The sequence below is a fragment of the Williamsia muralis genome (assembly GCF_051487485.1).
Lineage (GTDB): Bacteria > Actinomycetota > Actinomycetes > Mycobacteriales > Mycobacteriaceae > Williamsia > Williamsia muralis_B.
The window spans coordinates 328,448-353,980 of the sequence record NZ_JAHVCV010000003.1; the positions used below are offsets into that span (position 1 = coordinate 328,448).

The 25,533-nt window shown below is 66.1% G+C and carries 23 protein-coding genes and 4 tRNA genes; 15 read left to right on the forward strand and 12 right to left on the reverse strand.

The features are described from left to right. Positions 1-11 precede the first annotated feature (11 nt). On the forward strand, positions 12-722 hold the full coding sequence (locus KXR83_RS09915; RefSeq protein WP_437424941.1) for a DUF3159 domain-containing protein: 711 nt from the start codon (positions 12-14) through the stop codon (positions 720-722). On the opposite strand, the gene KXR83_RS09920 is transcribed toward KXR83_RS09915, so the two are convergent. Both KXR83_RS09920 and KXR83_RS09925 read right to left on the reverse strand, forming a co-directional pair. Continuing rightward, positions 694-1,368, reverse strand: coding sequence for a potassium channel family protein (locus KXR83_RS09920; protein ID WP_030163327.1), 675 nt, complete (start codon positions 1,366-1,368; stop codon positions 694-696). The two genes, KXR83_RS09915 and KXR83_RS09920, sit on opposite strands and share 29 nt — an antisense overlap. A gap of 64 nt (positions 1,369-1,432) precedes the next feature. Further along, the gene (locus KXR83_RS09925) at positions 1,433-2,101 is read right to left on the reverse strand and encodes a potassium channel family protein (protein ID WP_437424694.1); all 669 of its coding nucleotides are present in this window, start codon (positions 2,099-2,101) and stop codon (positions 1,433-1,435) included. A gap of 130 nt (positions 2,102-2,231) precedes the next feature. Here KXR83_RS09925 and KXR83_RS09930 point away from each other — a divergent pair, with 130 nt between their 5' ends. The 3 genes from KXR83_RS09930 (at position 2,232) to dxs (ending at position 7,712) form a co-directional block, all read left to right on the forward strand. Continuing rightward, positions 2,232-4,259 (forward strand): APC family permease, encoded by a 2,028-nt coding sequence (locus tag KXR83_RS09930; RefSeq protein ID WP_437424695.1) that lies wholly within the window; start codon positions 2,232-2,234, stop codon positions 4,257-4,259. Continuing rightward, the gene (locus tag KXR83_RS09935) at positions 4,256-5,638 is read left to right on the forward strand and encodes a class I SAM-dependent RNA methyltransferase (protein ID WP_437424696.1); all 1,383 of its coding nucleotides are present in this window, start codon (positions 4,256-4,258) and stop codon (positions 5,636-5,638) included. The genes KXR83_RS09930 and KXR83_RS09935 overlap by 4 nt, the downstream gene beginning before the upstream one ends. 88 nt (positions 5,639-5,726) lie before the next feature. Beyond that, positions 5,727-7,712, forward strand: a complete 1,986-nt coding sequence (gene dxs, locus KXR83_RS09940; RefSeq protein ID WP_437424697.1) for a 1-deoxy-D-xylulose-5-phosphate synthase — start codon at positions 5,727-5,729, stop codon at positions 7,710-7,712. A gap of 21 nt (positions 7,713-7,733) precedes the next feature. On the opposite strand, the gene KXR83_RS09945 is transcribed toward dxs, so the two are convergent. Then, a complete protein-coding gene (locus KXR83_RS09945; RefSeq protein WP_437424698.1) occupies positions 7,734-9,083 on the reverse strand; it encodes an HRDC domain-containing protein in 1,350 nt (449 codons plus the stop codon). A 12-nt stretch (positions 9,084-9,095) separates the two neighbouring features. Next, positions 9,096-9,686, reverse strand: coding sequence for a DUF3000 domain-containing protein (locus KXR83_RS09950; protein ID WP_030163311.1), 591 nt, complete (start codon positions 9,684-9,686; stop codon positions 9,096-9,098). Positions 9,687-9,802: 116 nt separating this feature from the next. On the opposite strand from KXR83_RS09950, the gene hemE reads away from it, so the two are divergent. The 3 genes from hemE to hemQ are packed head-to-tail and all read left to right on the forward strand — an operon-like array spanning position 9,803 to position 12,965. Beyond that, positions 9,803-10,852: a uroporphyrinogen decarboxylase gene (gene hemE / locus KXR83_RS09955; protein ID WP_437424699.1), complete on the forward strand. Its 1,050-nt coding sequence runs from the start codon at positions 9,803-9,805 to the stop codon at positions 10,850-10,852. Then, complete coding sequence (gene hemG / locus KXR83_RS09960; RefSeq protein WP_437424700.1) at positions 10,849-12,234, forward strand: protoporphyrinogen oxidase; 1,386 nt, start codon at positions 10,849-10,851, stop codon at positions 12,232-12,234. Before hemE ends, hemG begins: the two co-directional genes overlap by 4 nt. A 35-nt stretch (positions 12,235-12,269) precedes the next feature. Next, complete coding sequence (hemQ, locus tag KXR83_RS09965) at positions 12,270-12,965, forward strand: hydrogen peroxide-dependent heme synthase (RefSeq protein ID WP_437424701.1); 696 nt, start codon at positions 12,270-12,272, stop codon at positions 12,963-12,965. A gap of 65 nt (positions 12,966-13,030) precedes the next feature. On the opposite strand, the gene KXR83_RS09970 is transcribed toward hemQ, so the two are convergent. The 3 genes from KXR83_RS09970 to KXR83_RS09980 form a co-directional block, all read right to left on the reverse strand. Further along, the gene (locus tag KXR83_RS09970; protein WP_437424942.1) at positions 13,031-14,203 is read right to left on the reverse strand and encodes a glycosyltransferase family 87 protein; all 1,173 of its coding nucleotides are present in this window, start codon (positions 14,201-14,203) and stop codon (positions 13,031-13,033) included. 230 nt (positions 14,204-14,433) lie between these two features. Further along, positions 14,434-16,092 (reverse strand): alpha/beta hydrolase, encoded by a 1,659-nt coding sequence (locus tag KXR83_RS09975; RefSeq protein ID WP_437424702.1) that lies wholly within the window; start codon positions 16,090-16,092, stop codon positions 14,434-14,436. Between the two features lie 97 nt (positions 16,093-16,189). Then, positions 16,190-16,849, reverse strand: coding sequence for a dihydrofolate reductase family protein (locus KXR83_RS09980; protein ID WP_437424703.1), 660 nt, complete (start codon positions 16,847-16,849; stop codon positions 16,190-16,192). A 34-nt stretch (positions 16,850-16,883) separates the two neighbouring features. Between KXR83_RS09980 and zapE the strand changes: the two genes are divergently transcribed. Then, on the forward strand, positions 16,884-17,897 hold the full coding sequence (gene zapE / locus KXR83_RS09985; RefSeq protein WP_437424704.1) for a cell division protein ZapE: 1,014 nt from the start codon (positions 16,884-16,886) through the stop codon (positions 17,895-17,897). Positions 17,898-17,907: 10 nt separating this feature from the next. Here zapE and KXR83_RS09990 read toward each other — a convergent pair whose 3' ends face one another. The 5 genes from KXR83_RS09990 to KXR83_RS10010 form a co-directional block, all read right to left on the reverse strand. Then, entirely contained in the window at positions 17,908-18,477 is a 570-nt protein-coding gene (locus tag KXR83_RS09990) for a GNAT family N-acetyltransferase (protein ID WP_437424705.1), read from the reverse strand. A 53-nt stretch (positions 18,478-18,530) separates the two neighbouring features. Continuing rightward, positions 18,531-18,740, reverse strand: coding sequence for a hypothetical protein (locus KXR83_RS09995; RefSeq protein WP_023959561.1), 210 nt, complete (start codon positions 18,738-18,740; stop codon positions 18,531-18,533). A 90-nt stretch (positions 18,741-18,830) separates the two neighbouring features. Beyond that, positions 18,831-18,905 (reverse strand) — tRNA-Val (locus tag KXR83_RS10000). 28 nt (positions 18,906-18,933) lie between these two features. Further along, a tRNA-Cys gene (locus tag KXR83_RS10005) sits at positions 18,934-19,007 on the reverse strand. Positions 19,008-19,029: 22 nt separating this feature from the next. Continuing rightward, positions 19,030-19,102, reverse strand: a tRNA-Gly gene (locus KXR83_RS10010). A 224-nt stretch (positions 19,103-19,326) separates the two neighbouring features. Between KXR83_RS10010 and KXR83_RS10015 the strand changes: the two genes are divergently transcribed. The 7 genes from KXR83_RS10015 (at position 19,327) to KXR83_RS10045 (ending at position 25,520) form a co-directional block, all read left to right on the forward strand. Continuing rightward, positions 19,327-19,398 (forward strand) — tRNA-Val (locus KXR83_RS10015). Positions 19,399-19,520: 122 nt separating this feature from the next. Next, positions 19,521-19,967, forward strand: coding sequence for a TIGR02611 family protein (locus tag KXR83_RS10020; RefSeq protein WP_437424706.1), 447 nt, complete (start codon positions 19,521-19,523; stop codon positions 19,965-19,967). 122 nt (positions 19,968-20,089) lie between these two features. Next, the gene (gene thrS, locus KXR83_RS10025; protein ID WP_437424707.1) at positions 20,090-22,165 is read left to right on the forward strand and encodes a threonine--tRNA ligase; all 2,076 of its coding nucleotides are present in this window, start codon (positions 20,090-20,092) and stop codon (positions 22,163-22,165) included. Next, the gene (locus tag KXR83_RS10030; RefSeq protein WP_437424708.1) at positions 22,162-22,755 is read left to right on the forward strand and encodes an HIT family protein; all 594 of its coding nucleotides are present in this window, start codon (positions 22,162-22,164) and stop codon (positions 22,753-22,755) included. The genes thrS and KXR83_RS10030 overlap by 4 nt, the downstream gene beginning before the upstream one ends. Positions 22,756-22,777: 22 nt before the next feature. Next, the gene (gene pgsA, locus KXR83_RS10035; RefSeq protein WP_437424709.1) at positions 22,778-23,449 is read left to right on the forward strand and encodes a phosphatidylinositol phosphate synthase; all 672 of its coding nucleotides are present in this window, start codon (positions 22,778-22,780) and stop codon (positions 23,447-23,449) included. Beyond that, complete coding sequence (locus KXR83_RS10040) at positions 23,446-24,399, forward strand: phosphatidylinositol mannoside acyltransferase (protein WP_437424710.1); 954 nt, start codon at positions 23,446-23,448, stop codon at positions 24,397-24,399. Before pgsA ends, KXR83_RS10040 begins: the two co-directional genes overlap by 4 nt. Continuing rightward, positions 24,396-25,520, forward strand: coding sequence for a glycosyltransferase family 4 protein (locus KXR83_RS10045; protein WP_437424711.1), 1,125 nt, complete (start codon positions 24,396-24,398; stop codon positions 25,518-25,520). The genes KXR83_RS10040 and KXR83_RS10045 overlap by 4 nt, the downstream gene beginning before the upstream one ends. Positions 25,521-25,533 lie beyond the last annotated feature (13 nt).

Genomic DNA, 25,533 nt, shown 5'->3' on the forward strand with positions numbered 1-25,533 from the left:
TGCTGGAGCAGATGGGCGGCGTATCGGGGCTGATCTACTCGTCGGTGCCGATCCTCGTGTTCGTCCCGGCCAACTCGCTGTGGAATCTGACGGTGGCCATTTACGCCGCCCTGGCCACCGCGCTGGTCATCTTCCTGGTCCGGCTGGTGCGGCGTGAACCCATTCAGCCGGCGATCTCCGGTGTGATCGGCGTGGCGGTGTGCGCGTTCATCGCCCACCGCACGGGCAATGCAAAAGGGTTCTTCCTCTTCGGCATCTGGACGACACTGCTCTACGCCGGTGTCTTCGTCGTCTCCATCATCGTCCGCTGGCCCCTGGTCGGCGTGATCTGGAACACGTTGAACGGCAACGGAACCGACTGGCGTCGTCATCGACGCACCTTGATCGCCTACGACATCGCGACCGCCATCTGGGCAGCCCTCTTCGGTGTGCGCTACCTGGTGCAGTCATTCCTCTACGACCACGACGAAACCGGCGCTCTCGCGATCGCACGGATCGGGATGGGGTGGCCGCTGACAGCGGCCGCAGTTGTTGCCACGTTCTTCTTGGTCCGGTGGGCACACCAGGAAGAGTCTGTGGATCAGGACGCCGTCGCAGGCGAACCCGGTCCCGACGAAGGCACTTCCCGTGACACCGGCGCGCACGCCATCGACGGGGTGTCCGAAGGCAACTCCCCGGAGCAGCCGGACGGGCTCAGCGGGCAGGCCCCGCCGGCTCGATGATCGCTGCGCGCAACTGACCTTCGGCCTCGGCGGGCACGATGAAGATCAGCTCGTCGCCGCCCTCCACGGCGTCGTCGGCGAGCGGCACGATCACGCGTCCGCCCCGCAGGATCGTGACCAGAGCGGCGTCGCGGGGGAGTCGCAGCTTTTTCACGGGCTTGCCCGCCAAGGGCGTGTTGTCGGGAAGCGTCATCTCGACGAGATTGGCCTGCCCTTGCCGGAAGGTCATGAGCCGGACCAGATCACCCACCGATACGGCCTCCTCGACCAGTGAGGCGAGCATCCGCGGTGTCGAGACGGCCACATCCACGCCCCAGTCCTCGTCGAACAACCACTCGTTACGGGGATCGTTGACCCGGGCCACCACACGGTGGACCGCGAACTCGGTTTTCGCGAGCAGGCTGACAACCAGGTTGGCCTTGTCGTCTCCGGTGGCCGCGATCACCACATCGAACCGCTGCAGCTGAACCCGCTCGAGATTGTCCAACTCACACGCATCGCCGCCGACCCACTGTGCCCCCGGTACCGATTCCTCGTCGATGTGCTCGGGATTGCGCTCGAGCAGCGTGACGTCGTGGGCGTTGGCGATCAGCTCCCGCGCGATGGAACGGCCTACTGCGCCGGCTCCGGCGATCGCGACCTTCATGATTTCTCCTACGGGCTGTGGTCGAAAGATCTCGTTCGTGACTGGTGGGCGATGCGGGCAGAACTCAGTCGAACTCCGGAGCCACGCCGGCGGCAACTGTGCGCACTGCCTCGAGGTTGTCGGTGAGGGCGGCGACGAAGACCTGATCATCCTGCTGGAGAACAGATTTCGGGCTGGGTAACACGGGCCTGCCCAATCGGTTGATGAAACTGACCCGCGACCCGGTGTTCTCCTGGAACAGGTTCACCGAGGTACCCACCCACGATTCGTGCACGGTGAGTTGAACGATGGCGACTTCGCCCGACGGTTCCGTCCACGCGACATCGTCGGCACTGCCACTGCCCAGCGCGGAGATGAACCGGTCAGTGGTCCATGGCACCGTCGCCACGGTGGGAATGCCCAGCCGTTCGTAGACCGCGGCGCGCTTGGCGTCGTAGATCCGGGCGACGACCTTGGGCACATTGAAGGTCTCGCGGGCGACACGTGCGGCGATGATGTTCGAGTTGTCACCGGAGGAGACCGCCGCGAAGGCGTCGGCTTCGGCGATTCCTGCGCGGCGCAACACTTCCTGATCGAATCCGACGCCCTTGACCTTGGTTCCGCCGAAATCCTCGGGGAGTCGCCGGAACGCTGTGGCGTCGCGGTCGATGATCGACACATCGTGCCCGGAACCTTGCAGTTCCTGGGCAATGGACGCGCCCACGCGACCGCATCCCATCACCACAACATGCATGAGAACTCCTCGCTCAAATCACCTGAGTGAACTGTTGCTCCGAGCCCGGCTCGGCCGCGTCCACCCACTCTCCCGAACGCTACCGTGACCGACGTAGCTATACGGCAGCACAGGCCCTATTGTTTGCTTGGTGTCCACGGTGTCGAAGACCTCCACCGCAGCCAAACGGCTGCTGCTGGGACGTCCTTTCAGGAGCGACAAACTCGGGCACACCTTGCTGCCCAAGCGGATCGCCCTCCCGGTCTTCGCCTCCGATGCCATGTCATCGGTGGCCTACGCCCCGCAGGAGATCTTCCTCGTCCTCTCGGTCGCGGGGCTGTCCGCGTATACGTACACACCCTGGATCGGTCTCGCGGTTGCCTTGGTGATGGTCGTGGTGGTTGCCAGCTACCGGCAGAACGTCCACGCATACCCCTCGGGTGGCGGAGACTACGAGGTGGCGACGACCAACCTCGGCCCCACTGCGGGCCTGACGGTCGGTAGCGCACTGCTGGTCGACTACGTCTTGACGGTGGCCGTGTCCATCGCATCGGCGGCCGAGAACATCGGCTCGGCCATCCCGCTGGTCCAGGACCACAAGGTGTGGTTCTGCGTGGTGGCGATCGTTCTGCTGACGTCGATCAACCTGCGCGGACTGCGAGAATCGGGCACTGCGTTCGCAATTCCCACCTACGCCTTCATCTTCGGGATGGTGGCGATGCTCGGCTGGGGTTTCCTGCGGGTTCTCGTATTCGGTGATGACCTCACCGCCGAGACCGCAGGCTACGAGATCAAGGCCGAGCAGAGTCACCTCGTCGGTATCGCGTTCGTCTTCCTCATCGCCAGGGCGTTCTCGTCGGGCTGCGCGGCGCTGACCGGGGTGGAGGCGATCAGCAACGGGGTACCCGCATTCAAGAAGCCCAAGTCCCGCAATGCGGCCACCACCCTGCTGCTGCTCGGCGGCATCTCCATCGTCCTGTTGATGGGCATGATCCTGCTGGCCAAGCAGATCGGTGTGAAGTACGTATCGGATCCGGCGAAAGACCTCATCGGCGCCCCCGACGGATACGAACAGAAGTCTTTGATCGCCCAGATCGGACACGCCGTGTTCGGCGGGTTCACGCCCGGCTTCTACTTCGTGACCATCGTCACCGCACTGATCCTGGTACTCGCGGCGAACACGGCGTTCAACGGTTTCCCCGTGCTCGGTTCGGTTCTGGCACAGGATCGCTACCTCCCGCGGCAGCTCCACACCCGTGGTGACCGGCTTGCCTTCTCGAACGGAATCCTCTTTCTCGCTGCGGCGGCGATCGCGTTTGTCGTCGCCTTCGGCGCCGAGGTGACCGCGTTGATCCAGCTCTACATCGTCGGGGTGTTCGTGTCGTTCACCCTCAGCCAGATCGGCATGGTCCGGCACTGGACGCGGCACCTCAAGACAGAGAAGGACCCCAGCGCGAGGTCCCGGATGCAGCGCTCACGGGTGATCAACAGCATCGGTCTGGTGATGACCGGCTCGGTCCTGATGATCGTGCTGGTGACGAAATTCCTTGCCGGAGCATGGATCGCCATCGTGGCGATGGTCGCGATCTTCGGCCTGATGAAGCTGATCCACCGGCACTATGCCTCCGTGCAGGCCGAATTGGACAATTCCGACTACGAGGCGGTGTTGCCGAGCCGTACCCACTCGATCGTGCTCGTGTCCACGCTGCACCTGCCGACCCGCCGGGCGATCGCCTTTGCCAGGGCCACACGTCCGGACACCCTCGAAGCCGTCACCGTGAACGTCGACGACCGCGACACCCGGAAACTGGTGGCGCAGTGGGAAGACAGCGACATCACCGTGCCGCTCAAGGTGATCGCCTCGCCGTATCGAGAGGTCACCCGGCCGGTCATCGAGTACGTGCGCCGACTGCGGCGTGAGTCACCGCGCGATGTGGTGACGGTGTTCATCCCGGAATACGTGGTGGGACACTGGTGGGAGCAGATCTTGCACAACCAGTCGGCCCTGCGCCTCAAGGGTCGTCTGCTGTTCGAGCCGGGTGTGATGGTGACGTCGGTTCCGTGGCAGCTCAGCTCGTCCGACCGCCGTAAACGAGACCGCGTCTACATCGCCCCGGGCGACACCCGGCGCGGCGTCGGCTCCACACCCGGCGAACGCACCGGACGGGGGCCCGAGTGAGCGGCCCCGAGAGCACAGAACGCCACGAAACCGGTTGGCTGGGAACGCAATTCGACATCACCGTCGACCGGCTGGGTCACGGCGGCGTCTGTGTCGGCCGCCATGAGGGCAGGGTTGTCTTCGTCCGGCACGCCCTGCCGGGAGAACGGTTGCGGGTCCAGGTCACCGAGGATCGCGGCAAGGGATTCTGTCGCGCCGAGGTGGTGGACATCCTCACCCCGTCCGATCACCGCATCGACCCGGCCTGCCCGGCGGGAGCCCCCGGTGGCGGCGCCGGATGCTGTGATCTGTCCCATACCACCGGAAGCCATGCGCGCGAGCTGAAGTCGTCCGTGCTCACCGAATTGCTGTCCAGGATGGGTGGGGTCACCTGGGAGGGCCAGGTCACCTCGCTCGACCCGCATGCCGGACCCGAACCGGAGACAGGATGGCGAATCAGGCAACGGCTGTTCGTCGACGACGACGGCAGGCCCGGCCTGGCGGCCTTCGGTTCGCATGCGGTGGTCCCGCGATTGGACTGTGCGCAGCCGGTCGCCGGCATGCTCGGTGGGCTCGACGAGTACACCGGCCTGACACCGGGGGCCGAGCTGGTGATCACGATCGGTGACGACGAACAGCGGCACATCTCGCAGATCGCGCCGCCGGCGCCCGAGCGCGGCCGACCGGCGAAGCGGCGGGCAAACGATCGACGTGGTCAGGCGCAGCGGTCACGCTCGAAACGCTCCGCGCCGCGGATCGAGGAAATCGTCTCGGGCACCGAATCGGTTCAGCGCACGGTCGGCAACCGGACGTGGCTCTTGCCGGTGTCGGGCTTCTGGCAGGCCCACCGGCTGGCTGCGGCCGGGTACGCGAGCACGGTCCGAGATCTGCTCCGGCAGGCCGACCTGGGTCCGTCCGTGGTCGCCTGGGATCTGTACGGGGGAGCCGGAACACTGGCCGGGGCGATCCTCGACGAGTGCGACAGCACCCGCGCGGTGGTGACCGTCCACGTCGTGGAGACGGACCCACAGGCGGTCGCTGCGGGGTCCGAGACGTTCGCCGACGACCCGCGTGTGCACTTCCACCACTCCAGCGTGACCCGGACCGTGGCGGATCTGCCCGCCCCGACCGTTGTCGTCGCCGACCCGCCCCGCGCGGGCGCGGGCAGGGAAGTGGTGGACAAGATCGTTGCCGCAGCACCCTCGGCGATCATCGCCGTCGGTTGCGATCCGGCCACCTTCGCGCGCGACCTGGCGGACTACCGACGCGGCGGCTACGAGGTGCAGTGGTTGCGTGGTTTCGACGCGTTCCCGCTGACCCACCACATCGAAGCGATTGCACTACTGCGGTCCTCGCCACAGTCGGCTGCGGTACGAGCCCGCAGCGGCATACGTCCGTAGACTGGGTGACCACGCGCCGCCACAGCCCGGCGGCGCAGCGACGGTCTCGAACATCTCGCCGTTGCCCATTGCCATGAAAGGACCTGGGATGAGCGTGCTGGATTCGGTCAATTCACCCGCCGACCTGCGCGAGCTCTCTTTGGAGCAGACCCAGGAACTGGCTCAGGACATCCGGCAGTTCCTCATCGCGAAGGTGTCGGCGACCGGGGGCCACCTCGGGCCGAACCTGGGAGTCGTCGAGCTGACCTTGGCGCTGCACCGGGTGTTCGACTCGCCCCAGGACGCGCTGCTCTTCGACACCGGTCACCAGTGTTATGTGCACAAGATCGTCACCGGTCGCAAAGGTGCCTTCGACACCCTGCGTCAGCGTGGCGGGCTCACCGGTTACCAGGAGCGAGCCGAGAGCGAGCACGACTGGATCGAGTCATCGCACGCTTCCGCGGCGTTGTCGTACGCAGATGGGCTGTCCAAGGCGTTTGCACTGACCGGTCAGGACCGGCACGTCGTGCCGATCGTCGGGGATGGCGCCCTCACCGGGGGCATGTGCTGGGAAGCACTCAACAACATCGCCGCCGGCGATCGCAAGATGGTGATCATCGTCAACGACAACGGTCGTTCGTATGCGCCCACGATCGGCGGATTCGCCCAACATCTGTCCGGACTACGGCTACAGCCCGCATACGAGCGAGTCCTCGACGAAGGCCGGCGTGCGGTGTTGCGTCTGCCGCTTTTCGGGCAACTCGCGTACTCCGCTCTGCACGGTCTCAAGACCGGTATCAAAGATGCGCTCACACCACAGGCCATGTTCACCGATCTCGGCCTCAAGTACGTCGGGCCGGTCGACGGCCATGACCAGGACGCGCTCGAAAACGCTCTGCGCCAGGCGAAGGCATTCGGCGGACCGGTCATCGTCCACACCGTGACCCGCAAGGGCATGGGTTATCACCACGCCGAGAACGACATCGCGGACCAGATGCACTCCACCGGGATCATCGATCCGGCCACCGGCAAGGCGACCTCGGTGTCGGCCCCGGACTGGACGTCGGTCTTCTCGGCGGCCCTGGTCGAGGCCGGGGGTCAGCGACGCGACATCGTCGCCATCACCGCGGCGATGGCCGGGCCCACCGGGCTGGCCGCGTTCGGTGAGCGTTTCCCGGACCGGATGTTCGACGTGGGCATCGCCGAACAGCATGCCCTCACCTCGGCGGCGGGACTTGCGCTCGGTGGGATGCATCCGGTTGTCGCGATCTACTCCACGTTCCTCAACCGCGCGTTCGACCAGTTGCTGATGGACGTTGCCCTGCTCGGCCAGCCGGTGACCCTCGTGCTCGACCGCGCCGGCGTCACCGGTCCCGATGGCCCCAGCCACAACGGAATGTGGGACCTGTCCCTGATGTCCATCGTGCCGGGCATGAGGGTCGCCGCGCCCCGCGATTCGGTGCGGCTGCGTGAGGAGCTCGCCGAAGCGCTCGACATCAACGACGGCCCTACGGCGCTGCGTTTTCCGAAAGGTGCCGTGCCCGAGGACATCCGGGCAATCGACCGACTCGCCGACGGCACCGATGTGCTGCACCGGCCTGGTCGCGGCGAGTCCGAAGACGTCCTGATCGTCGCGGTGGGTCCGTTCGCCTCATTGGCCATGGACACTGCGGCCAGGCTGGCGCAACAGGGGATCGGTACCACGGTGGTCGACCCTCGCTGGGTCCTGCCGGTGCCGGAGTCCATTTCCGAACTTGCCGTCGAGCATCGTCTGGTGATCACCGTGGAAGACGGTGGAGTGCACGGTGGTGTCGGGTCATCGGTCTCGGAAAACCTTCGGGCCAAGGGGATCTCGACGCCGGTTCGTGATGTCGGTATCGCTCAGGAGTTCCTGACGCCTGCCTCGCGTGGGCAGCTGCTCGATGAGCTCGGACTCACGGCTCAGGACGTTGCCCGGGCGATCACCGCCATGGTCTCTCGAATGCAACCACAGTTGTCTTCGTCGGACGAGAACGATCTCGATTCCGGATTCGCGGGCAGCGACGATGTGGTACGTCCCGAGAACGGTTCACGCACACGCGAATCCGGCCGGTGACGGGCTCGTCGTCAATCGTCGTCAATCGTCGTCGGTTGACGGCCCGTCGGCGTCCTCGTCATCGAGGGGCCGACCCAGTGCTTCGCTGATCACCGGTGCCGTCAGCTCGATCTGCCATGGACGTGCGCCACCCGCGGCCAGTCGCTGCTCGACTGCCTGCACGGTGGGCGGATCGATTCCCTCCCAGGATATTTGGCGAACCAGCTCGGGGAGCAGCAGATTCTCGACGGGTACCGAGAATTGTTCGGACAGGTCGGTGAGGCCGGCTCGAATCCCGGCCAACCGGGCAGCAGCCTCGGGATCCTTGCCCTCCCATCGATTGACAGGCGGCAGACCCACCGCTGCCGGCCGGCGCGACGGCAGTTCTTTGTCGGTCAGTCGACGCGCGGCATCCAGCGCCGACAGCCAGCGGGAGGCCTGGCGACGCTGGCGAGGGCCGCCGAACACCGGCACTTTGTACAGTTCGTCGAGTGTCTTGGGGTCCGCGGTGGCAGCGGCGATGATGGCCGAGTCGGGGAGGATGCGTCCGGGAGCCACATCACGACGTTGGGCGATCTCTTCACGGGCATTCCAGAGCTGCTGGACGGCTGCGAGGATGCGTGGCGACTTGATCGTGTGGATACGGGACACACGGCGCCACCTGTCGGTGCGTGGCGGTGGATCCGGTCGGGCCAGTACGGCGGCGAACTCCTGTTCGGCCCAGGTCTCCTTGCCCGCATCGACCAGAGCGGCCTGAACCGCATCACGCAGTTCGATCAGGACCTCGACGTCGAGAGCGGCATAGTTGAGCCAGTCGGCCGGTAGAGGGCGTCTCGACCAGTCGGCCGCTCCGTGGCCCTTCACCAGGCCCAGTCCCAAGAAGTGCTCGACCATCGCCGCGAGGTTGACCCGGGCGATCCCGAGCAACCGACCGGCCAGCTCGGTGTCGAAGAGGCGAGCACATCGGAATCCGAGCTCGCGCAGGCACGGCAGGTCCTGGTCGGCTGCGTGGAGGATCCATTCGGGGCCGTCGAGTGCGTCGATCACCGGGGCCAGCGCCTCAGGATGATCGATGGGATCGATGAGGAAGGAACCGCTACCGGTTCGTTTGATCTGGATGAGGTACGCCCGCCCGGAGTAGCGGAAGCCCGAGGCGCGTTCGGTGTCGAGTGCCACCGGACCCGTGCCCTCGGACAGCAGTCGGCCGGCTTCGGCGAACTCGGCTGGGGTGGACAAGACGGGCGGAACGCCATCCGCCGGTTCTGTCAGCGGAATCGGTTCAGGACGGTTGGGCTCGTCCGCGGTGCCGCCGTCCGCCACAGACGGGTCGCCGGAAGACTGATCGCCGGGGCCGATGTCGGCCGTCGGGTCAGTGCTCGTGGGATCGGTCATCGGCGCCCCGGCTCACGCTTTGGTGAAGCCGAGCTGCGTGACGCCTGTCGGCGGCAGCCCGGCCGCGAGCGACAGCACCTCGCAGAAAGCCTCGACGTGTCCGTCGAGGTCACTGTTGGTCGCGGTCCAGGAGGCGCGGAGTTCCAGTTGATGAGCTCGCGGTGGTCCGGAGATGTCGCCGTACCGCACCGATGAGGTGGAGGTGACCGTGCCGCCGAGGGCCGTGATCTCGATGGTGGGTTGCGCCAGCGCCTCGGTGAGCCAGCTCCAGGCGACTTCTGGGAGCAGTGGGTCGGCGGCGAGGACCGCTTCGACCTCTGCCTGGATGAAGGCCACCAACCGCATGGTGCCGTTCCAGGCCTCGTGTCCGTCGGGATCGTAGAGCAGGATCAGCCGGCCGAAAGCGCTGCCGTCGGAGTCCGTGGCGATCTCGCCGTCGTCGGGCTGGGTCACCTCGGCGCCCACGGCATAACTGAAGGGTGCCAGCCGCTGAGGTGGGCGAATGCTGCCGAGCTCGATCTCCGACCGCACCTTGGCCGCATGCATCGATTCGATGGCGCTGCGGAAAACTGCAGGCTCGCTCGAGGCTTCGGATGTGGTCACCCGTCGACCGTAGGTCCAAGCCGGGCGGACCGACGGTAGGCGCGCCGATGGCTTGATCGGCCCCTATTCGGTAGTCCTTGGAGTGCTGGGCGCAGTGCATGGCAGCATGTCAGGTGATGACTCAACAACATGCCCGCGCCCTTTCGCCGCTGGTCGCGGCCGCTCGTGGGCAACAGCCCGACCGCCGACCGGTGTGGTTCATGCGGCAGGCCGGCCGCTCACTGCCCGAGTACCGGGAGATCAGGGTCGGGCGCGGGATGCTCGAATCCTGCTTCGACCCCGAACTGGTCTGTGAGATCACCATGCAGCCTGTTCGCAGGCACGGTGTCGACGCGGCAATCCTGTTCAGCGACATCGTGGTTCCGCTCAAGGCGGCCGGGGTCGACCTCGACATCGTCTCCGGGGTGGGTCCGGTGATCGCGCATCCCATCCGCACGCACGCCGATGTCCGCGCCCTTCCCTTGCTGACGCCCGACGCGGTCGGTGCGGTCTCGGCCGCGGTGAAACTGCTGAAGGCCGAGCTCGGCGAGACCTCACTGATCGGATTTGCGGGCGCCCCGTTCACTCTGGCGTCGTACCTGATCGAAGGTGGCCCCAGCCGCAACTACGAGAACACCAAGGCCCTGATGTACGGGCAGCCGGCCATCTGGCACGAGCTGGTCGGCAAGCTCGCCGACATCACGATCGCCTTCCTGAAGGTCCAGCTCGATGCCGGAGTGGACGCCTTCCAGTTGTTCGACTCGTGGGCGGGCGCGCTCTCGGTGGCCGACTACAACGCCTTTGCCCGGCCCCATTCGGCGCGTGTCTTCGCAGAACTGGCGTCGTACGGCGTTCCCCGGATCCATTTCGGGGTTGGCACCGGCGAGTTGCTCCACGACATGGGAACCGCCGGCGCCGACGTGGTCGGGGTCGACTGGCGGATCCCGCTCGACGAGGCAGCGCGGCGGATCGGGCCCGGCCGCGCTCTGCAGGGAAACCTCGATCCGGCGGTGCTGTTCGCGCCGTGGCCGGTGGTGGAACAAGAGGTCCGTCGCATCGCCGCCGAAGCTGACCGAGCGGTGGCAGAGGGGGCCCTGGGCCACATCTTCAACCTCGGTCACGGGGTTCTGCCCGCCACCGACCCGACCGTGTTGACCCGGGTGGTGGAGTTGGTGCACTCGCTGTGACCCGTGTTGCGGTGCTCGGTGGCGGTATCTCGGGACTGACCGCGGCGTACCGGCTGCGGACGCTACTCGGGCCGGACGCGGTGATCGACCTCTTCGAAGCATCGCCCGTTCTCGGTGGCACGTTGCGCACAGCCGAACTCGATGGACACCATGTGGACGTCGGCGCCGAGGCATTCCTGGTGCGCCGCCCGGAAGTCGCCGCTCTGGTGGACGAACTCGGCTTGACCCCGTCACTCGTGCATCCCGGTGTTCTCGGCCCCAATGTCCTCAGCGGTTCCACCCTCAAGGCGATGGCCCGTCCGACGGTGATGGGAATCCCCGGTGGTCCGGACGCCGTACGCCATCTCGCGGAGGCGGACGACCTTGCGCGCATGGCCGATGAGCCTCAGCGACCCCTCGATTGGCAAGCAGGACAAGACATGTCGATCGGGGCCTTGATAGGGGACCGATTCGGCCGGTCGATCGTGGATCGCAGCGTGGACCCGATGCTCGGCGGTGTGTATTCGGCGCGGGCCGACGACCTGGGAGTGCGGGCCGTGGTTCCCGCCCTGGCAGCGCGACTCGACGCCGGCGCTCCCAGCCTGACCGCGGCGGTGACCGCTCTCCTGGCTGCATCAGGTGGTTCTGGCCCGGTGTTCGGCGCCTTGGCCGGTGGATACCGCCAGCTGGTCGACGAACTCGGCCATCGCTGTGCCGCAGGCATCCATACCGGCGTGGCGATCCGACAGCTGATCCGGGCGGGCTCCGGCTGGATGGTTGACGACGTCCGCTACGACGGTGTGGTGGCTGCGTTGCCGGCTCCCGTCCTGGCCCGCGTGTGCGCAACCGTTCCCGAGGTCGCCGAGCCGCTGACGCAGGTCGACCTGTCGGGGTCGGCGGTGGTGTCGCTGGCGCTCGAGGCGGGTGTCGACTTGCCCCAGCTCTCGGGGGTGCTCGTCGCCAGTGACGAAACACTGGTGCACGCAAAGGCTTTCACCTTCAGTACGCGCAAATGGAATCACCTCGCCGCGGACGCAGTCTTGGTGAGGGTGTCGTTCGGTCGTTACGGGACCGATCTCGAGAGCATCGAGGACAACCAGCTGATCGACTGGGCTGTGGCCGATCTCGCAACGGTCATCGCTCTGGCCGGCGGGGGAGAAGTGCGTGTCGGACCGCGGGACGCCGTGGTCCAGCGGTGGCCCGGCGGACTTCCTCGATACGCGCCCGGGCACGCATCCCTGGTCGCAGAGGTCGACCGCAGTCGTCCGCCTGGTCTGGTGCTCGCCGGGGCCACTTTCGACGGTGTGGGGGTACCGGCATGTGTCGGTCGTGCAGACCGGGCGGCCCGGCAACTCGTCGCCGATCTGGCTGTTGATGGGCCGCGCAGCACGCACCTGCGCTGACATCGCGTTGTCCTGGCAATGGCAGGATGGGTGCCATGACGCGCCTGGACTATGCAGAACTCAACGCCACTGTTCGTTACCTCATGTTCTCGGTCTTCTCGGTTCGGCCGGGCGAGCTGGGCGACGATCGGGACGGGGCGATCAGCGACGCCCGCCAGTTCTTCGACTCCCTCGAGGCCAAAGGTGTTGTGGTCCGCGGTTTGTACGACGTCTCCGGTCTCCGGGCCGACGCGGACTTCATGATCTGGTGGCACTCGGAAGAGGTCGAGCAGATCCAGGCCGCCTACGCCGACTTCCGCCGGACCACCATCCTCGGCCGTGCCAGCAACGCAGTGTGGAGCAACGTGGCGCTACACAGGCCCGCCGAGTTCAACAAGAGCCACATCCCCGCGTTCCTCGCGGGTGAGGAACCGGGCAAGTACATCTGCGTGTACCCGTTTGTCCGCTCGTACGAGTGGTACCTGCTGCCCGATGCCGAACGACGCACCATGCTCGCCGATCACGGCAAGCAGGCACGCGGATACAAGGACGTGCGGGCGAACACCGTGTCGTCGTTTGCCCTCGGCGACTACGAGTGGTTGCTGGCGTTCGAGGCGCCCGAGCTGCATCGCATCGTCGACCTGATGCGCGATCTACGCGCTACCGAGGCGCGAATGCACGTGCGCGAGGAGACCCCGTTCTTCACCGGCCCGCGCGTCGACGTCGACAAGCTCATCACCGCGCTGCCCTGAGCGACGGCTGCCCTCGAGCAGTCCATCGCTCAGCGCTGCCCCGCTGCGCCGTTTCCGGGGTCAGTTCACGCGCCGACGGTGGCTGCGGACCGCGTTCGCGTTCCGGGGATTTCATGGTCCCCGGATTTGCGAAGGTCCAGATACCGGAACAGCAGCGCGCAGAACACCGCGATCATCAGCAGTGACCAGCCCCAGGTCACCTTGTTGTACTCGATCGCCCGCCCGAACGCCTCCCAGCGATCCGAGTAGAACCCGTCGAATGTGAAGCACCCGTAGACACCGAGCCAGGCCGGCCAACTCCGGATGGCCGAGCCCCGCATGAACACCGTCATCAGCAGCGGGAACAGCAGCATCGAGTAGTAACCCTGGCCCAGCGACCCGACGAGCCACGACGTGCACAGCAATACACCGGCCGAAGTGCTCATCCACAGCAGCTCGTCGGTGGTGCGGTAGTAGCGGTACAGGAACCACAGGCTGAACGCGGCCATCAACACAAAGGCGATCCGCAACAACACCACGAGCCAGGTCTGCACGCCGAAGTAGGCGGCATTGCCGACGATCGAACTGTTGTAGTAGTCGCGCGCCTCGAACAGATACGGCGCGGTGCGGCTCACGAACGACCGGGGGTCGGCGGACAGCGGCCACGCGAGCGCGGTCAGCAGCAGCGGGATCCCGATCGCGCCCACGAACACCTTCCACTGACGGTTGAGCAGCGGGAGCAACAGCAGCACGGCAAGAACCGGCTTGACCGCGAGGGTGAGACCGAGAGGGACACCCGCCCACAGGTCTTTCCGTTTGAGCGCCAACATCATGAACAACAGCTCACCGAGCAACACAAAGGCGTTGAAGTTCACGAAGATCAAGGTGTGCGACACCGTCTCGGACAGGAAGAAGACGAACAGCACAACGGGCATCACCCACGACCGGACCGAGTACCCGAACATGCGGGTGATCAGATAGGCGCACAACACGAGCACGGCGGCGGAGACGAAGATGAACAGCCACCGCGCTCGTTCGGGGTCGATGTAACCCAGCGGAGCCATCAACAGCGTTCCCGACGGCGGGTACAGGTAGTGAGGGTCGACGGTGTTGTAGTTCTCGGTGTAGATCGGCTCATTGCGCAGGAACGCCAAAGCGGCGCGATACACCGGAGAGAAGTCGTCCGTGCGGTCGCCGTCCACGCCCAGGATCACCGTGCGCTGGAACACCATCAGAATGGCCACGGGCCAGAGCACCATCGAGATGATGCGGCCTACGTCGACACCCGGGAACAGGACGCGTTCGGTTGTTCCCGAGCGGTTGACCAGGCCGTACCCGGGTCGCTTCCCGTGCTCCCGGCCCACGTCGGCGGCGGTCTTCTGGTGATCTCCGGTGGAAGGGTCATTGATCGACACTGCCGCACCGTACTACGGCAGCGGCCCTGCGCCGTGCCCGACACCACGAACCGATGCCGGTCCCGCTGATCAGGTCAGGCCGGACACGCACCGGGAGCGGGTGGTTCACCCGAGCGGGCGTAGGCGATGGCCGCTTCCCCGGCGCAGTCCGAGTGCGCCAGCACCGAGTAGCCGAGGCCTTCCCACGAGAGAATCGATGACGTGGCACCAGCGCCGATCAGGGCGCCGTTGATGCCGTCGGACGCGGTGGGTCCGTTGATGGTGTCGCCCGAGCCGGTGAACATCAGCACCGGCACCGGGATCTCGCCGATGGTCGGCGGGGCGGCTCCGGCGGGGAAGCCATTGCACCGCAGCAGGCCCAGTGCCGTGCTGGCACCGGTCAGTGGGTATTGGCGTCCCCATTCGGCGATCAGCCCGTCGATCTGGTTGCGCCCGACGGGTTCAGAGGTGTCGTTGCACTGTGACAACAGCTGACCGTCGGTGCCGCGCAGGGCTCGGGCTTGACCGATCGCCGTGCGCAGCGGGCCGAGAGCACCGCCGTCGGCCGCACTGAGCATGTCGGCGGCTGTGGTGATGACGGTGGCCCGGTCGCCGGGCGCGAACGCGATGGTGGTGGTCAGTGCCGCCAGGACGTCGGTGTCGGCGATGCCGTCGAGGCCGCCGGTACGGGCTCGATCGAGCAGGCCGGCGATGACGACGCCGGGGTCGGCGCCGAGGGAGCAGCTGATGGCCCGGCACTGATCGGCGAACAAGCCGAGTGCGGCGCCGGTGCCCTCGGCGATCTGCTGCCCGGTGGTCTGGGCGTTGGTCGAGTACGGCGCCGGCGTGTCGAGGATGAGCCGGGCCAGGTGGTCGGTGTAGAGCCCTGCGTAGGCGAGTGCCACAGCTGCGCCTTCCCCGACGCCCGCGATACCGATCCGCTCCACCTGCCATAACGTGCGCAGCTTCTCGAGATCGGCTGCCGCATTGTTGGCGGTGAACTGCACCTGGTGCGGGCTCAGGATTTCCGTACAACCGTCCGACGCCGACGTCCCTGCGGCGGCCAGTCGCTCCACACGCGCCGGGTAGTCAGCGGATGAGGTGCTGAAGCCGTTGTTCAGCAGGGTGTTTCGTTCCAGGTTCGTCATACAGTCCAGCGGCGTCGACGCGCCGGTCCCGCGCCGGTCGACAGCGACCACGGGATGCGCGGACAACAGATTGCGACCGCCGCCCTGGGCCAGGCTGAGCAGTGTGCGGGTGGACGGTATGTCGGTGCCGGAGGTCAGCACCAACGGTGCAGCGTCGGCGGGCGTGTTGGCCGACCGTGCTCGGACAGCCGAAACCGTCACGGTGTCGATGCTCTGGGTGCCCGGTGTCACCGAGTTCTCGAAATTGCCGCACTCGAACGTGACGCCCTGCGGGAGAGCGGTCCCGGGAAACCGCTCTTGGAGATCGTCGCCGCATTCTCGCCATGCCAGATCCTGTTTGGGGACTTCGAGGCTCGGTGGCGGCGGCGTGGTCGTCGGGGCCTGCCCTCCGCCATTGTTCTCTTCGATGACCAGATCGGGCCCGGGATCGGGGCCGGCGGTACATCCGGCGAGGATGCTCGCCGCCACCATCGCTGCCGCCACCAGGCGCAGCGAGCGTCGACGGGCTGAACGATCCGGGCGGCTGAGCGACCACATCCGGCCGGTGCGGTCGTCTGTGGTCACAAGAGCGCGCTGCATATCGGCGAGGGTACTGGCGAACGACATCACTCCTGATCGCGCACCCAGCGCAGGTACAGGTAGTCCTCGTCGTCGGCGAGGACGTGGGCGCGTCGCATTCCACGTACCGCGTCCGAACCGGCCGTCATGTGTTTGCCGCTACCCGCAGTGACCCCGGGCTGACCGTCACGCAGAGCTCGTCGACCAGATCTCTGTCGAGCAGCGAACCGAGCAGGGCCGGCCCACCCTCGCACAAGATCTGCGTCAGCCCGCGCTCGGCGAGGTACCCGATCGCCTGTGCCGGATCGACTTCTTCGTCGCCGCAGTCGACGACGGTCGCCCCGGCGTCGCGCAGCTGAGCGCGAGCGTCTGCGGGGGCCGAACGGCAGGTGAGGACGATGGTGCTCGGTGCAAGCGTGAAATCACCCTCTCCGGGAACCGGGATGGTGAGTGTGTTGCTCACCAGGGCGAGCGCCGCGGCCGCCGGCCGGCCCTCGGCCGTTCGCAGCTCGCCGAGCGAGGGATGTGGCTGAACCGGCCCGTATCCCTCGGTGACAGCGGTGCGGGCACCTACCACGATGACGTCGGCCAGTGCCCGCAGAACCGAGAACAACCGCTGGTCACCCGACGACCCCAGGGCGCCGGATCGCCCTGCGACCGTTGCCATCCCGTCGATCGACGCGATCATGTTGGCGCGTACCCGGGCGACGCCCGTCTGGCCGACCGGATAGGCGTAGAGGGCGGCGAGCGCCTTGTCGTCGAGGTCACCGGTTGTGAGCTGGGTCGCTTTGCGCAGTGGGTACACACAGCCATTCTCGTCACGTCGCTAGGCTCGGCGCATGCCAGCACGTTTGAGTGACCGCACTCCGCAGGTCGCGCCCGAGGCCCTCGTTGATGAGATGGTGCCCCCCTCGATGTTCGACGAGGTCAGTTTCGACTCGTACATTCCCGACCCGAATGAGCCGAGCCAGGCCGAGGCGGTCAAGGCCGCGCGCAGCTTCGTCGAACGCGCGACCAAGGCAAAAGGCGGCAAGCGTGGCCTCTTCGGGCGCAAGTCCGCGCCGCAGCAAGGGCTGGGCCTGTACCTTGACGGCGGCTTCGGCGTCGGCAAGACCCACCTTCTCGCGTCGATCTATCACGCGATGCCGGGGCCCAAGGCGTTCGCGACCTTCGTGGAGGTCACCCACGTCGTCGGAGCTCTCGGCTTCGCCAATGCCCTCGAGCGGCTCTCGGACCACTCCGTGCTGTGTATCGACGAGTTCGAGCTCGACGACCCGGGCGACACCATGCTGGTGTCGCGACTCCTGACCGAACTGTCGGCCAAGGGCGTCTCCATCGTCGCGACGTCCAACACGCTGCCGGGACAACTCGGCGAGGGGCGTTTCGCCGCGCAGGACTTCTTGCGAGAGATCAAGAAATTGGCGGCGGTGTTCGAGGCCATCCGCGTCGACGGCCCCGACTACCGGCACCGCGACCTGCCGCCGGCCCCGCCACCCCACAGCGACGCAGAACTCGAGAACCTGGCCGAGAGCACTCCCGGCGCCACCTTGGACAACTTCGACGAACTCTGCGCACACCTGGCCAAGCTGCATCCGTCCAAGTACAAGGCGCTCGTGGAGGGCGTCACCCTGGCGTGCGTGGAAGGTGTGCACCCCGCGGCGGATCAGACGGTCGCGTTGCGTCTCGTGGTGCTCGCCGACCGCCTCTACGACGCTGTGACCCCGCTCATGGTCTCGGGTTCGAAGCTGGACGAGATCTTCACCGAGGAGATGCTCGCCGGCGGCTACCGCAAGAAGTACCTCCGAGCGACATCGCGTCTGCTCGCACTGTCACGCTTCGCGGAATCGGCGTAGCCAGTCAGGGTCAATGCGGAACGGTCGTCGGCGGGGGAGTGCGCGCCAGCACGTAATCGCTGCATCTCTTGCCGCCGACAACAAATGACTTGCGCCCCACGATGGTGAAACCCATCTTCTCGTAGAACCGTTGTGCTCGGCGGTTCTGCTCGTTCACGCCGAGCCAGATGCGCGCGCTGCCCTGCTCCGCGGCGTGCGCGAGCGCTGCCGACATCAACGCCGCGGACACCGCCCCGCCGTGAAAGCCGGGTAGCACGTACAACTTCGACACCATCGTCAGCGGACGTTCCGCAATGGCCGCCAGGACGTCGGTGTCGTCGGGTTCGGAGTCGATGAGGAGTGCGTACCCCACGATGGCACCGGAGGCGCTGTCCGTTGCCTTCAGGACGTGATGATCGGGCTCACGGAGATATCTGCGGAAGTGCTGACCCGACAATGTGGTCGCGATGAAGTGCGCGACGTCGTCGACGCTCAGATCCGGCGGGCAGGCCAGGGGAAAGGTCGCGGCCGCGACCTCCGCCAATTCGTCGGCGTCGGTGGGATCGTCGGTGAAGTTCACCAGTATCTCGGGACCGCTCACGACGATCATCTCAACACGGGCATCCCGCGGGCCGCTCAGCGGCGTGAGGTCACTCAGCGTGAGCTGGTGGCCAGCTCGGCCTGGCCGGACACGAGTTGCTGCGCAGCGGCGTGCAGGGCCCGTTCTCGTTCCTCGATGTTGCTGTACTCGCGGCTGATCGGCAGCAACTCGATCAGGATCTGGCTTCCGCTCACCGAGTACCCGTTGGTGCTCGCCCAGTTGAGCGTGTACTGCAAGACGTCGCGGTCGAGAGTGTCGTTCATTAAATTCCTGTGACTCGATGTGATGAACAATCCGTCCGTACCCGTCACATGAGAATGACCCGGGGTCGCCGGGTCATTCTGTGGTGCAGGTGGTGCGCGATACAGGGATTGAACCTGTGACCTCTTCCGTGTCAGGGAAGCGCTCTCCCGCTGAGCTAATCGCGCGAGATTGTGTTCAGTTGTCGAACTGATCTGGAGGCGGCGACGGGAATCGAACCCGTGTGCACGGCTTTGCAGGCCGTTGCCTCACCACTCGGCCACACCGCCACGGTGGAAATATCGTGCTCCGAGCGGATGACGGGATTCGAACCCGCGACCCTCACCTTGGCAAGGTGATGCGCTACCAGCTGCGCTACATCCGCATGCACCCTGAAAACTGCTGCTCTGGGTGCGAACGTGAACATTATCGGACGTACCCGCAAAGCAACAAATCCGCTGGTCAAACGGTCGGTCGCAGAACGATCCCCAGGTCCAGGGCCGTGGCGACACCCGGGGTGAATCGAGTGGATGTGATTTGGGTTCCGGCGGGGTGTGCGTGTTAATGTCTTTCGGTCGCAGACCCCGGTTCAGCCCGGGGTAGACGTCAGGTCCCGTGGCTCAGTGGAAGAGCGTCCCGTTCACACCGGGAAGGTCGCTGGTTCGATCCCAGCCGGGACCACTTCATCTCCCGTTCAATCGACTGACGTTCGTGCGCAGTCCTGTTGCATCTCCCGTGTAGCCAAGTTCCGTAGAGTTGCCGGAAAAGGTTTGCAAACGGTCAATTTCGGACAAAGGAACGTCATGCCTGATGACGCGAAAGTCGATGCCGACGAAGAACGGTCCCAGGGCGGGATACTCTCCGCCATCGGCAACAAGCGTGACCAGATTCGAGAGCAACGCCGCCTGAATCTCATCTACCGCTGCTGTGTCGGCGTGGTCGGAACGGGCGTCCTCCTGGTGGGTATCGCGGCGATCCCGTACCCCGGCCCCGGATGGCTGATCGTGTTCGCAGGTCTGGGCATCCTCGCGTCCGAGTTCGACTGGGCGCGCCGACTGCTCCACTTCGCGCGCAGCAAGTACGACGCGTGGATGGACTGGATCAAGAAGCAGCACTGGTCGGTCCAGGCGGCATTCGCCATCCTGACCTGCGCCATCGTGCTCCTGACGCTCTGGCTGCTCGGCGCGCTCGAGATGGCGGCCGGTTGGGTCGGTCTCGATTGGTCGTGGCTGAAGAGCCCGATTCTGTAACCGGGCCCGAACTTCTCGGCGACCGGTAGGGGGTAGTGGGTCCGCCGGGCACTACGATCATGGACTGATACGCCAGCTCGGCCGTGCCGGTCGAGTGGTCTGCCTCGACAAGGAGTTTCCTGGTGCCCGAGAACGCCGCCGCCACGCCCCCTGCCACGATCACGGTGGCGGCCGGGACCACTGCGGGGGCGGCTCTGCGCGACAGCGGTCATCCCAACAAGGGGCCAGAGGCGATCGTCGTGGTCCGCGACGCGGAAGGGACGCTTCGCGACCTGTCGTGGTCGCCCACGAGCGATGTCGTGGTCGAGCCCGTTGCGGCCAACACCGAAGACGGACGCAGCGTCATCAGGCACTCGGCAGCACATGTGCTGGCGCAGGCGGTTCAGGATCTGGACCCCAATGCGAAACTCGGGATCGGACCGCCGATCGAGAACGGTTTCTACTACGACTTCGATGTCGACGACCCGTTCACGCCTGACGATCTGACCGCGCTCGAGAAGAAGATGAAGCAGATCATCAAGTCCGGTCAGCGCTTCTCCAGGCGCGTGTACGAGTCGGTCGACCAGGCGAAGGCCGAACTGGCCGGGGAACCGTACAAGCTCGAATTGGTCGACGACAAGGGTTCGGCCGACGACCCCGAGGTGATGGAGGTCGGAGGCAGCGAACTGACCGCCTACGACAACCTCAATCCTCGCACCGGCGAACGGATCTGGGGCGATCTCTGCCGGGGTCCGCACGTGCCCACCACCAAGTACATCACCGCTTTCAAGCTGACCCGCAGTTCTGCGGCTTACTGGCGCGGCGACCAGGACAACGCGGACCTGCAGCGCATCTACGGCACGGCCTGGGAATCGGCCGAGGCAATGGACGCCTACCTCGAGTTGCTGGCCGAGGCCGAACGCCGCGACCACCGGAAGCTCGGTGCCGAACTCGATCTGTTCAGCTTCCCCGACGCGCTGGGCTCGGGTCTGCCCGTGTTCCATCCCAAGGGCGGCATCATCCGCAAGGAACTCGAGGACTACTCGCGCCATCGGCACATCGCCGAGGGCTACGAGTTCGTGAACACCCCACACATCACCAAGAGCAACCTCTACGAGATCTCCGGTCACCTCGACTGGTACCGCGATGGCATGTTCCCGGCCATGCACCTCGACGCCGAACTCGACGACGACGGCGAAGTGCGCAAGCCCGGCCAGGACTACTACCTCAAGCCGATGAACTGCCCGATGCACAACCTGATCTTCAATGCACGGGGCCGCTCCTACCGGGAGTTGCCACTGCGGCTCTTCGAGTTCGGGTCGGTGTACCGGTACGAAAAGTCGGGAGTCATCCACGGCCTCACCCGGGTTCGCGGGATGACGCAGGACGATGCGCACATCTACTGCACGCGCGAGCAGATGCGGGCCGAGCTCACCACCACCCTGAACTTCGTACTCGGACTGCTCAAGGACTACGGCCTCGACGACTTCTACCTCGAACTGTCGACCAGGGATCCGAAGAAGTCCGTGGGTTCGGATGAGGTCTGGGAAGAGGCGACGGCCACCCTTGCCGAGGTCGGCGAGGCATCCGGTCTGCGGTTGGTGCCCGATCCAGGTGGGGCCGCGTTCTACGGCCCGAAGATCTCGGTGCAGGTCAAAGACGCATTGGGCCGCAACTGGCAGATGTCGACCATTCAGCTCGACTTCAATCTGCCGGAGCGGTTCGAGATGGAGTACACCGGTGCCGACGGGTCCAAGCACCGGCCGGTGATGATCCACCGAGCGTTGTTCGGGTCTATCGAGCGGTTCTTCGGTGTGCTCACCGAGCACTACGCCGGCGCCTTCCCGGCGTGGCTGTCCCCGGTGCAGGTTGTGGGCATCCCGGTCGCGGACGCGTTCGTTCCCCACCTCGACGGCGTCGTGACACAGCTGAGGTCACTCGGTGTCCGTGCCGAGGTCGACGGTTCGGACGACCGGATGCAGAAGAAGATCCGCAATCACACAACCGGCAAGGTGCCGTTCATGTTGTTGGCCGGCGAACGTGACGTGGAGGCCGGCGCCGTCAGTTTCCGTTTCCGTGACGGCACCCAGGTCAACGGGGTTCCGGTCGCAGACGCGGTCACCCTGATCGCCGACTGGGTCGCTCAGCGTCGCAACGAATCCCCGACCGCTGAACTGGTCGTGACGCCTGCCGCCGACGCTGCCGGGGAGGCCCGGTGACCCACACCGACAACCCCGGGGTCATCCGCGACCAGGGGCCGGGCGACCCGGACCGGCTTCAGCGGCTGTGGAGCCCGCACCGGATGTCGTACATCACGGCTGCCCCGCGGTCGGGGGGGGACCCGGACGGGGACGACACCACGTCCGCCAAGTCCGTCCACCCGTTCCTCGACATCCCGCGGATGTCGGATGAGGCCGGGCTGATGGTTGCCCGAGGTGAATCGGTGTACGCGGTGCTCAACCTCTATCCCTACAACCCCGGGCACACGATGATCGTGCCGTACCGGCAGGTCGCCGACCTCGAAGACCTCACAGAGGTCGAGAGCCGTGAACTGATGGTGTTCACGCAGAAGATGATTCGCGCGATCAAGGCGGTCTCCAATCCGGACGCGTTCAACGTCGGACTCAATCTCGGTGCCGCAGCCGGAGGTTCGCTGGCCGAACACCTGCACCAGCATGTGGTTCCGCGCTGGGGTGGCGACGCCAACTTCATCACGGTGGTCGGCGAGACGAAGGTGATGCCGCAACTGCTGCGCGACACCAGGACTCTGCTCGCCGACGCATGGCGACAACTCGAGGACGGAACATGACCAAGCAGAGCGTGAACGATCCATGCTGAGCGTCCTGGGCCGCGCCCCGGTGTCGAAGGTCACCCTGCCCCTGGGGCGGGCCCTGATCAAGACCGGCTTGACGCCCGACGCGATGACCGTCATCGGAACGGTGGCGACCATCGCCGCAGCGGTGACGCTGTACCCGATGGGTTACCTGTTCGTCGGCACCCTGGTCATCTGGCTGTTCGTGATGTTCGACATGCTCGACGGCGCGATGGCGCGGGCACGCGGCGGCGGCACCAAGTTCGGTGCGGTGCTCGACTCGACGTGTGACCGTCTCGCCGACGGCGCGATCTTCGCCGGCCTCGGCTGGTGGTGCCTGGTGGAGAAGCCGCACCAGTGGCTGTTCGTCGCGACAATGATCTGCCTGGTCACCTCGCAGGTCATCTCGTACGCGAAGGCACGTGCCGAGGCCAGCGGACTCAACGGTGACGGCGGCCTCATCGAACGCCCGGACCGCCTCGTCATCGTGCTCGTCGGCGCCGGCCTCACCGGTATCGGGCTGCCGTGGGCCATCCACATCGCGATGTGGCTTCTCGCGGTCGGCAGCATCATCACGGTGTTCCAGCGGATGTGGTCGGTCTACAAGTCGCCCGGAGCCACCGATCTGCAGCCGATCGCCGCTCCCACCCCCGGTGGGGCGGCCCCGGGCAAGGACGGACCGGAGTCGTGACGACGGCCGGCGAGCGTATTGCCGACCTGGGATACGCGGCGGGGTGGTCGCTCGTGCGGCGCCTGCCCGAGGGTGTCGCGCGCACGGTGTTCGACAGTGCGGGAGGCTACGTCGGCGGCCGGGGTGGCGGACCGGCCCAGCTACGCAAGAACCTCGCCAGAGTGCTCGGCTGTACACCCGCAGAGGTACCCGACGACCTCATGCGGGATGCCATGCGGTCCTACGCCCGCTATTGGCGTGAGGCATTTCGGCTGCCCGCCATGGATTTTCAGGTGGCCGCGTCGCGGGTCGACCTGCCACCACCGGATCGACAACTGCTGGACACAGCCCTCGCGAAGGGCAAGGGCGTGGTCTTCGCGTTGCCCCACAGCGGGAACTGGGACATGGCCGGGGTCTGGCTCGTGCAGAACATCGGGGACTTCTCCACGGTGGCGGAGCGGCTGAAACCGGATTCCCTCTTCGAACGTTTCGTGCGATATCGCGAGACCCTGGGATTCGAGATCTTCCCGCTCAGCGGCGGCGAACAACCCCCGTACGGCCAGCTGGCCAAGCGGTTGCGCAGCGGCGGGGTGGTGTGTCTCCTCGGCGAACGGGACCTGGCCAGACACGGTGTCCCCGTTCAATTCTTCGGCGAGCCGACTCGGATGCCCGCGGGCCCGGCGAAGCTCGCCATCGATACCGGCGCCGCCCTCGTCGGGGTGCACCACTGGTACACCGGCCCGGACACCTCGCAGATATCGCTCACCGGCCCGATCGACACGTCCGGGGGAGTGGAGGCGGCAACCCAGGCGCTGGCAACGGTGTTCGAGACCAACATCGCCGCCCACCCGCAGGACTGGCACATGCTGCAACCGCTCTGGGAGGCCGATTGGTCCGACGAGCGCCGTGAGCGCATCAATGGGGCCGACACCTCTCGGAGCAACGAGGATGTCGAGGGCGCCGCGGGATGAAGATCGGCATGATCTGCCCGTACTCATTCGACATCCCGGGCGGTGTGCAGGCCCACGTCATGGAACTGGCGCAGGTCTTCATCGATCGGGGACACACGGTGAGCGTTCTCGCGCCCGCCGGACACGACAAGAAACTGCCCGGCTATGTGGTGTCGGTCGGTGAGGCCCTGGCCATTCCGTACAACGGATCGGTTGCCCGGATCGCGTTCGGCCCCAAGGCCTATCACAAACTGCGATCCTGGCTTCGGGACGAGAAGTTCGATGTTCTCCATGTGCACGAGCCGAATTCGCCGAGTGTCTCCATGTTGTCGCTGATGGTCGCCCAGGGCCCGATCGTCACCACTTTTCATACATCCACGACAAAGTCGTTGATACTCAGCATCTTTCAGGGAATCCTTCGTCCCTACCACGAACGCATCGCCGGTAAGATCGCCGTCTCCGAACTCGCCCGACGTTGGCAGATGGAATCGCTGGGTTCGGACGCGGTCGAGATACCGAACGGGGTGCACACGGCCATGTTCGCCGGAGCCCAACCGCTCGACGGGTATCCGCACCCCGGTAAGACCGTGCTGTTCCTCGGGCGTTTCGACGAACCACGCAAGGGTGTGGACGTGCTGATCAAGGCACTACCCGCTGTGGTGGCCCGCTTCCCGGACGTGCGTGTCCTGGTCGTCGGCGGGGGCCACCAGCGAGCGTTGCGGGGCAAGGCCGGCGACCTCGCAGATCACCTCGTGTTCCTCGGCCAGGTCGATGACGACGTCAAAGCCCGCGCCCTGCGTTCCGCGGACGTGTACTGCGCCCCCAACCTGGGAGGCGAGAGTTTCGGCATCGTGCTCGTGGAAGCCATGGCAGCCGGTGCCGCTGTGGTGGCGAGCAAGCTGGACGCATTCCGGCGGGTGCTCGACGACGGACAGGCCGGCGTGCTGGTCGAGGTGGGGGACGCCGACCAACTCGCCGAGGGGATCATCTCCGTTCTCGGTGATGACGACGGCCGGGCCGCGATGGTCCGCCGTGCACGCGATCGCGCCGCCCGCTACGACTGGTCCGAGGTCGCCGACCAGATCCTGCGTGTGTACGACACCGTTGTCGTCGGTGCCGGCAAGGTCGTCGTCTCCGATTGACCACTTCTGAGAG

Coding starts and splice junctions, on each gene's coding strand:
- KXR83_RS09915 (WP_437424941.1), top strand. CDS start 12: ATGGGCGGCGTATCGGGGCTGATCTACTCGTCGGTGCCGATCCTCGTG.
- KXR83_RS09920 (WP_030163327.1), bottom strand. CDS start 1,368: ATGAAGGTCGCGATCGCCGGAGCCGGCGCAGTAGGCCGTTCCATCGCG.
- KXR83_RS09925 (WP_437424694.1), bottom strand. CDS start 2,101: ATGCATGTTGTGGTGATGGGATGCGGTCGCGTGGGCGCGTCCATTGCC.
- dxs (WP_437424697.1), top strand. CDS start 5,727: ATGAGCGTGCTGGATTCGGTCAATTCACCCGCCGACCTGCGCGAGCTC.
- KXR83_RS09945 (WP_437424698.1), bottom strand. CDS start 9,083: ATGACCGATCCCACGAGCACTGACCCGACGGCCGACATCGGCCCCGGC.
- hemE (WP_437424699.1), top strand. CDS start 9,803: ATGACTCAACAACATGCCCGCGCCCTTTCGCCGCTGGTCGCGGCCGCT.
- hemQ (WP_437424701.1), top strand. CDS start 12,270: ATGACGCGCCTGGACTATGCAGAACTCAACGCCACTGTTCGTTACCTC.
- KXR83_RS09970 (WP_437424942.1), bottom strand. CDS start 14,203: ATGGTGCTCTGGCCCGTGGCCATTCTGATGGTGTTCCAGCGCACGGTG.
- KXR83_RS09975 (WP_437424702.1), bottom strand. CDS start 16,092: ATGTCGTTCGCCAGTACCCTCGCCGATATGCAGCGCGCTCTTGTGACC.
- zapE (WP_437424704.1), top strand. CDS start 16,884: ATGCCAGCACGTTTGAGTGACCGCACTCCGCAGGTCGCGCCCGAGGCC.
- KXR83_RS09995 (WP_023959561.1), bottom strand. CDS start 18,740: ATGAACGACACTCTCGACCGCGACGTCTTGCAGTACACGCTCAACTGG.
- KXR83_RS10020 (WP_437424706.1), top strand. CDS start 19,521: ATGCCTGATGACGCGAAAGTCGATGCCGACGAAGAACGGTCCCAGGGC.
- pgsA (WP_437424709.1), top strand. CDS start 22,778: ATGCTGAGCGTCCTGGGCCGCGCCCCGGTGTCGAAGGTCACCCTGCCC.
- KXR83_RS10045 (WP_437424711.1), top strand. CDS start 24,396: ATGAAGATCGGCATGATCTGCCCGTACTCATTCGACATCCCGGGCGGT.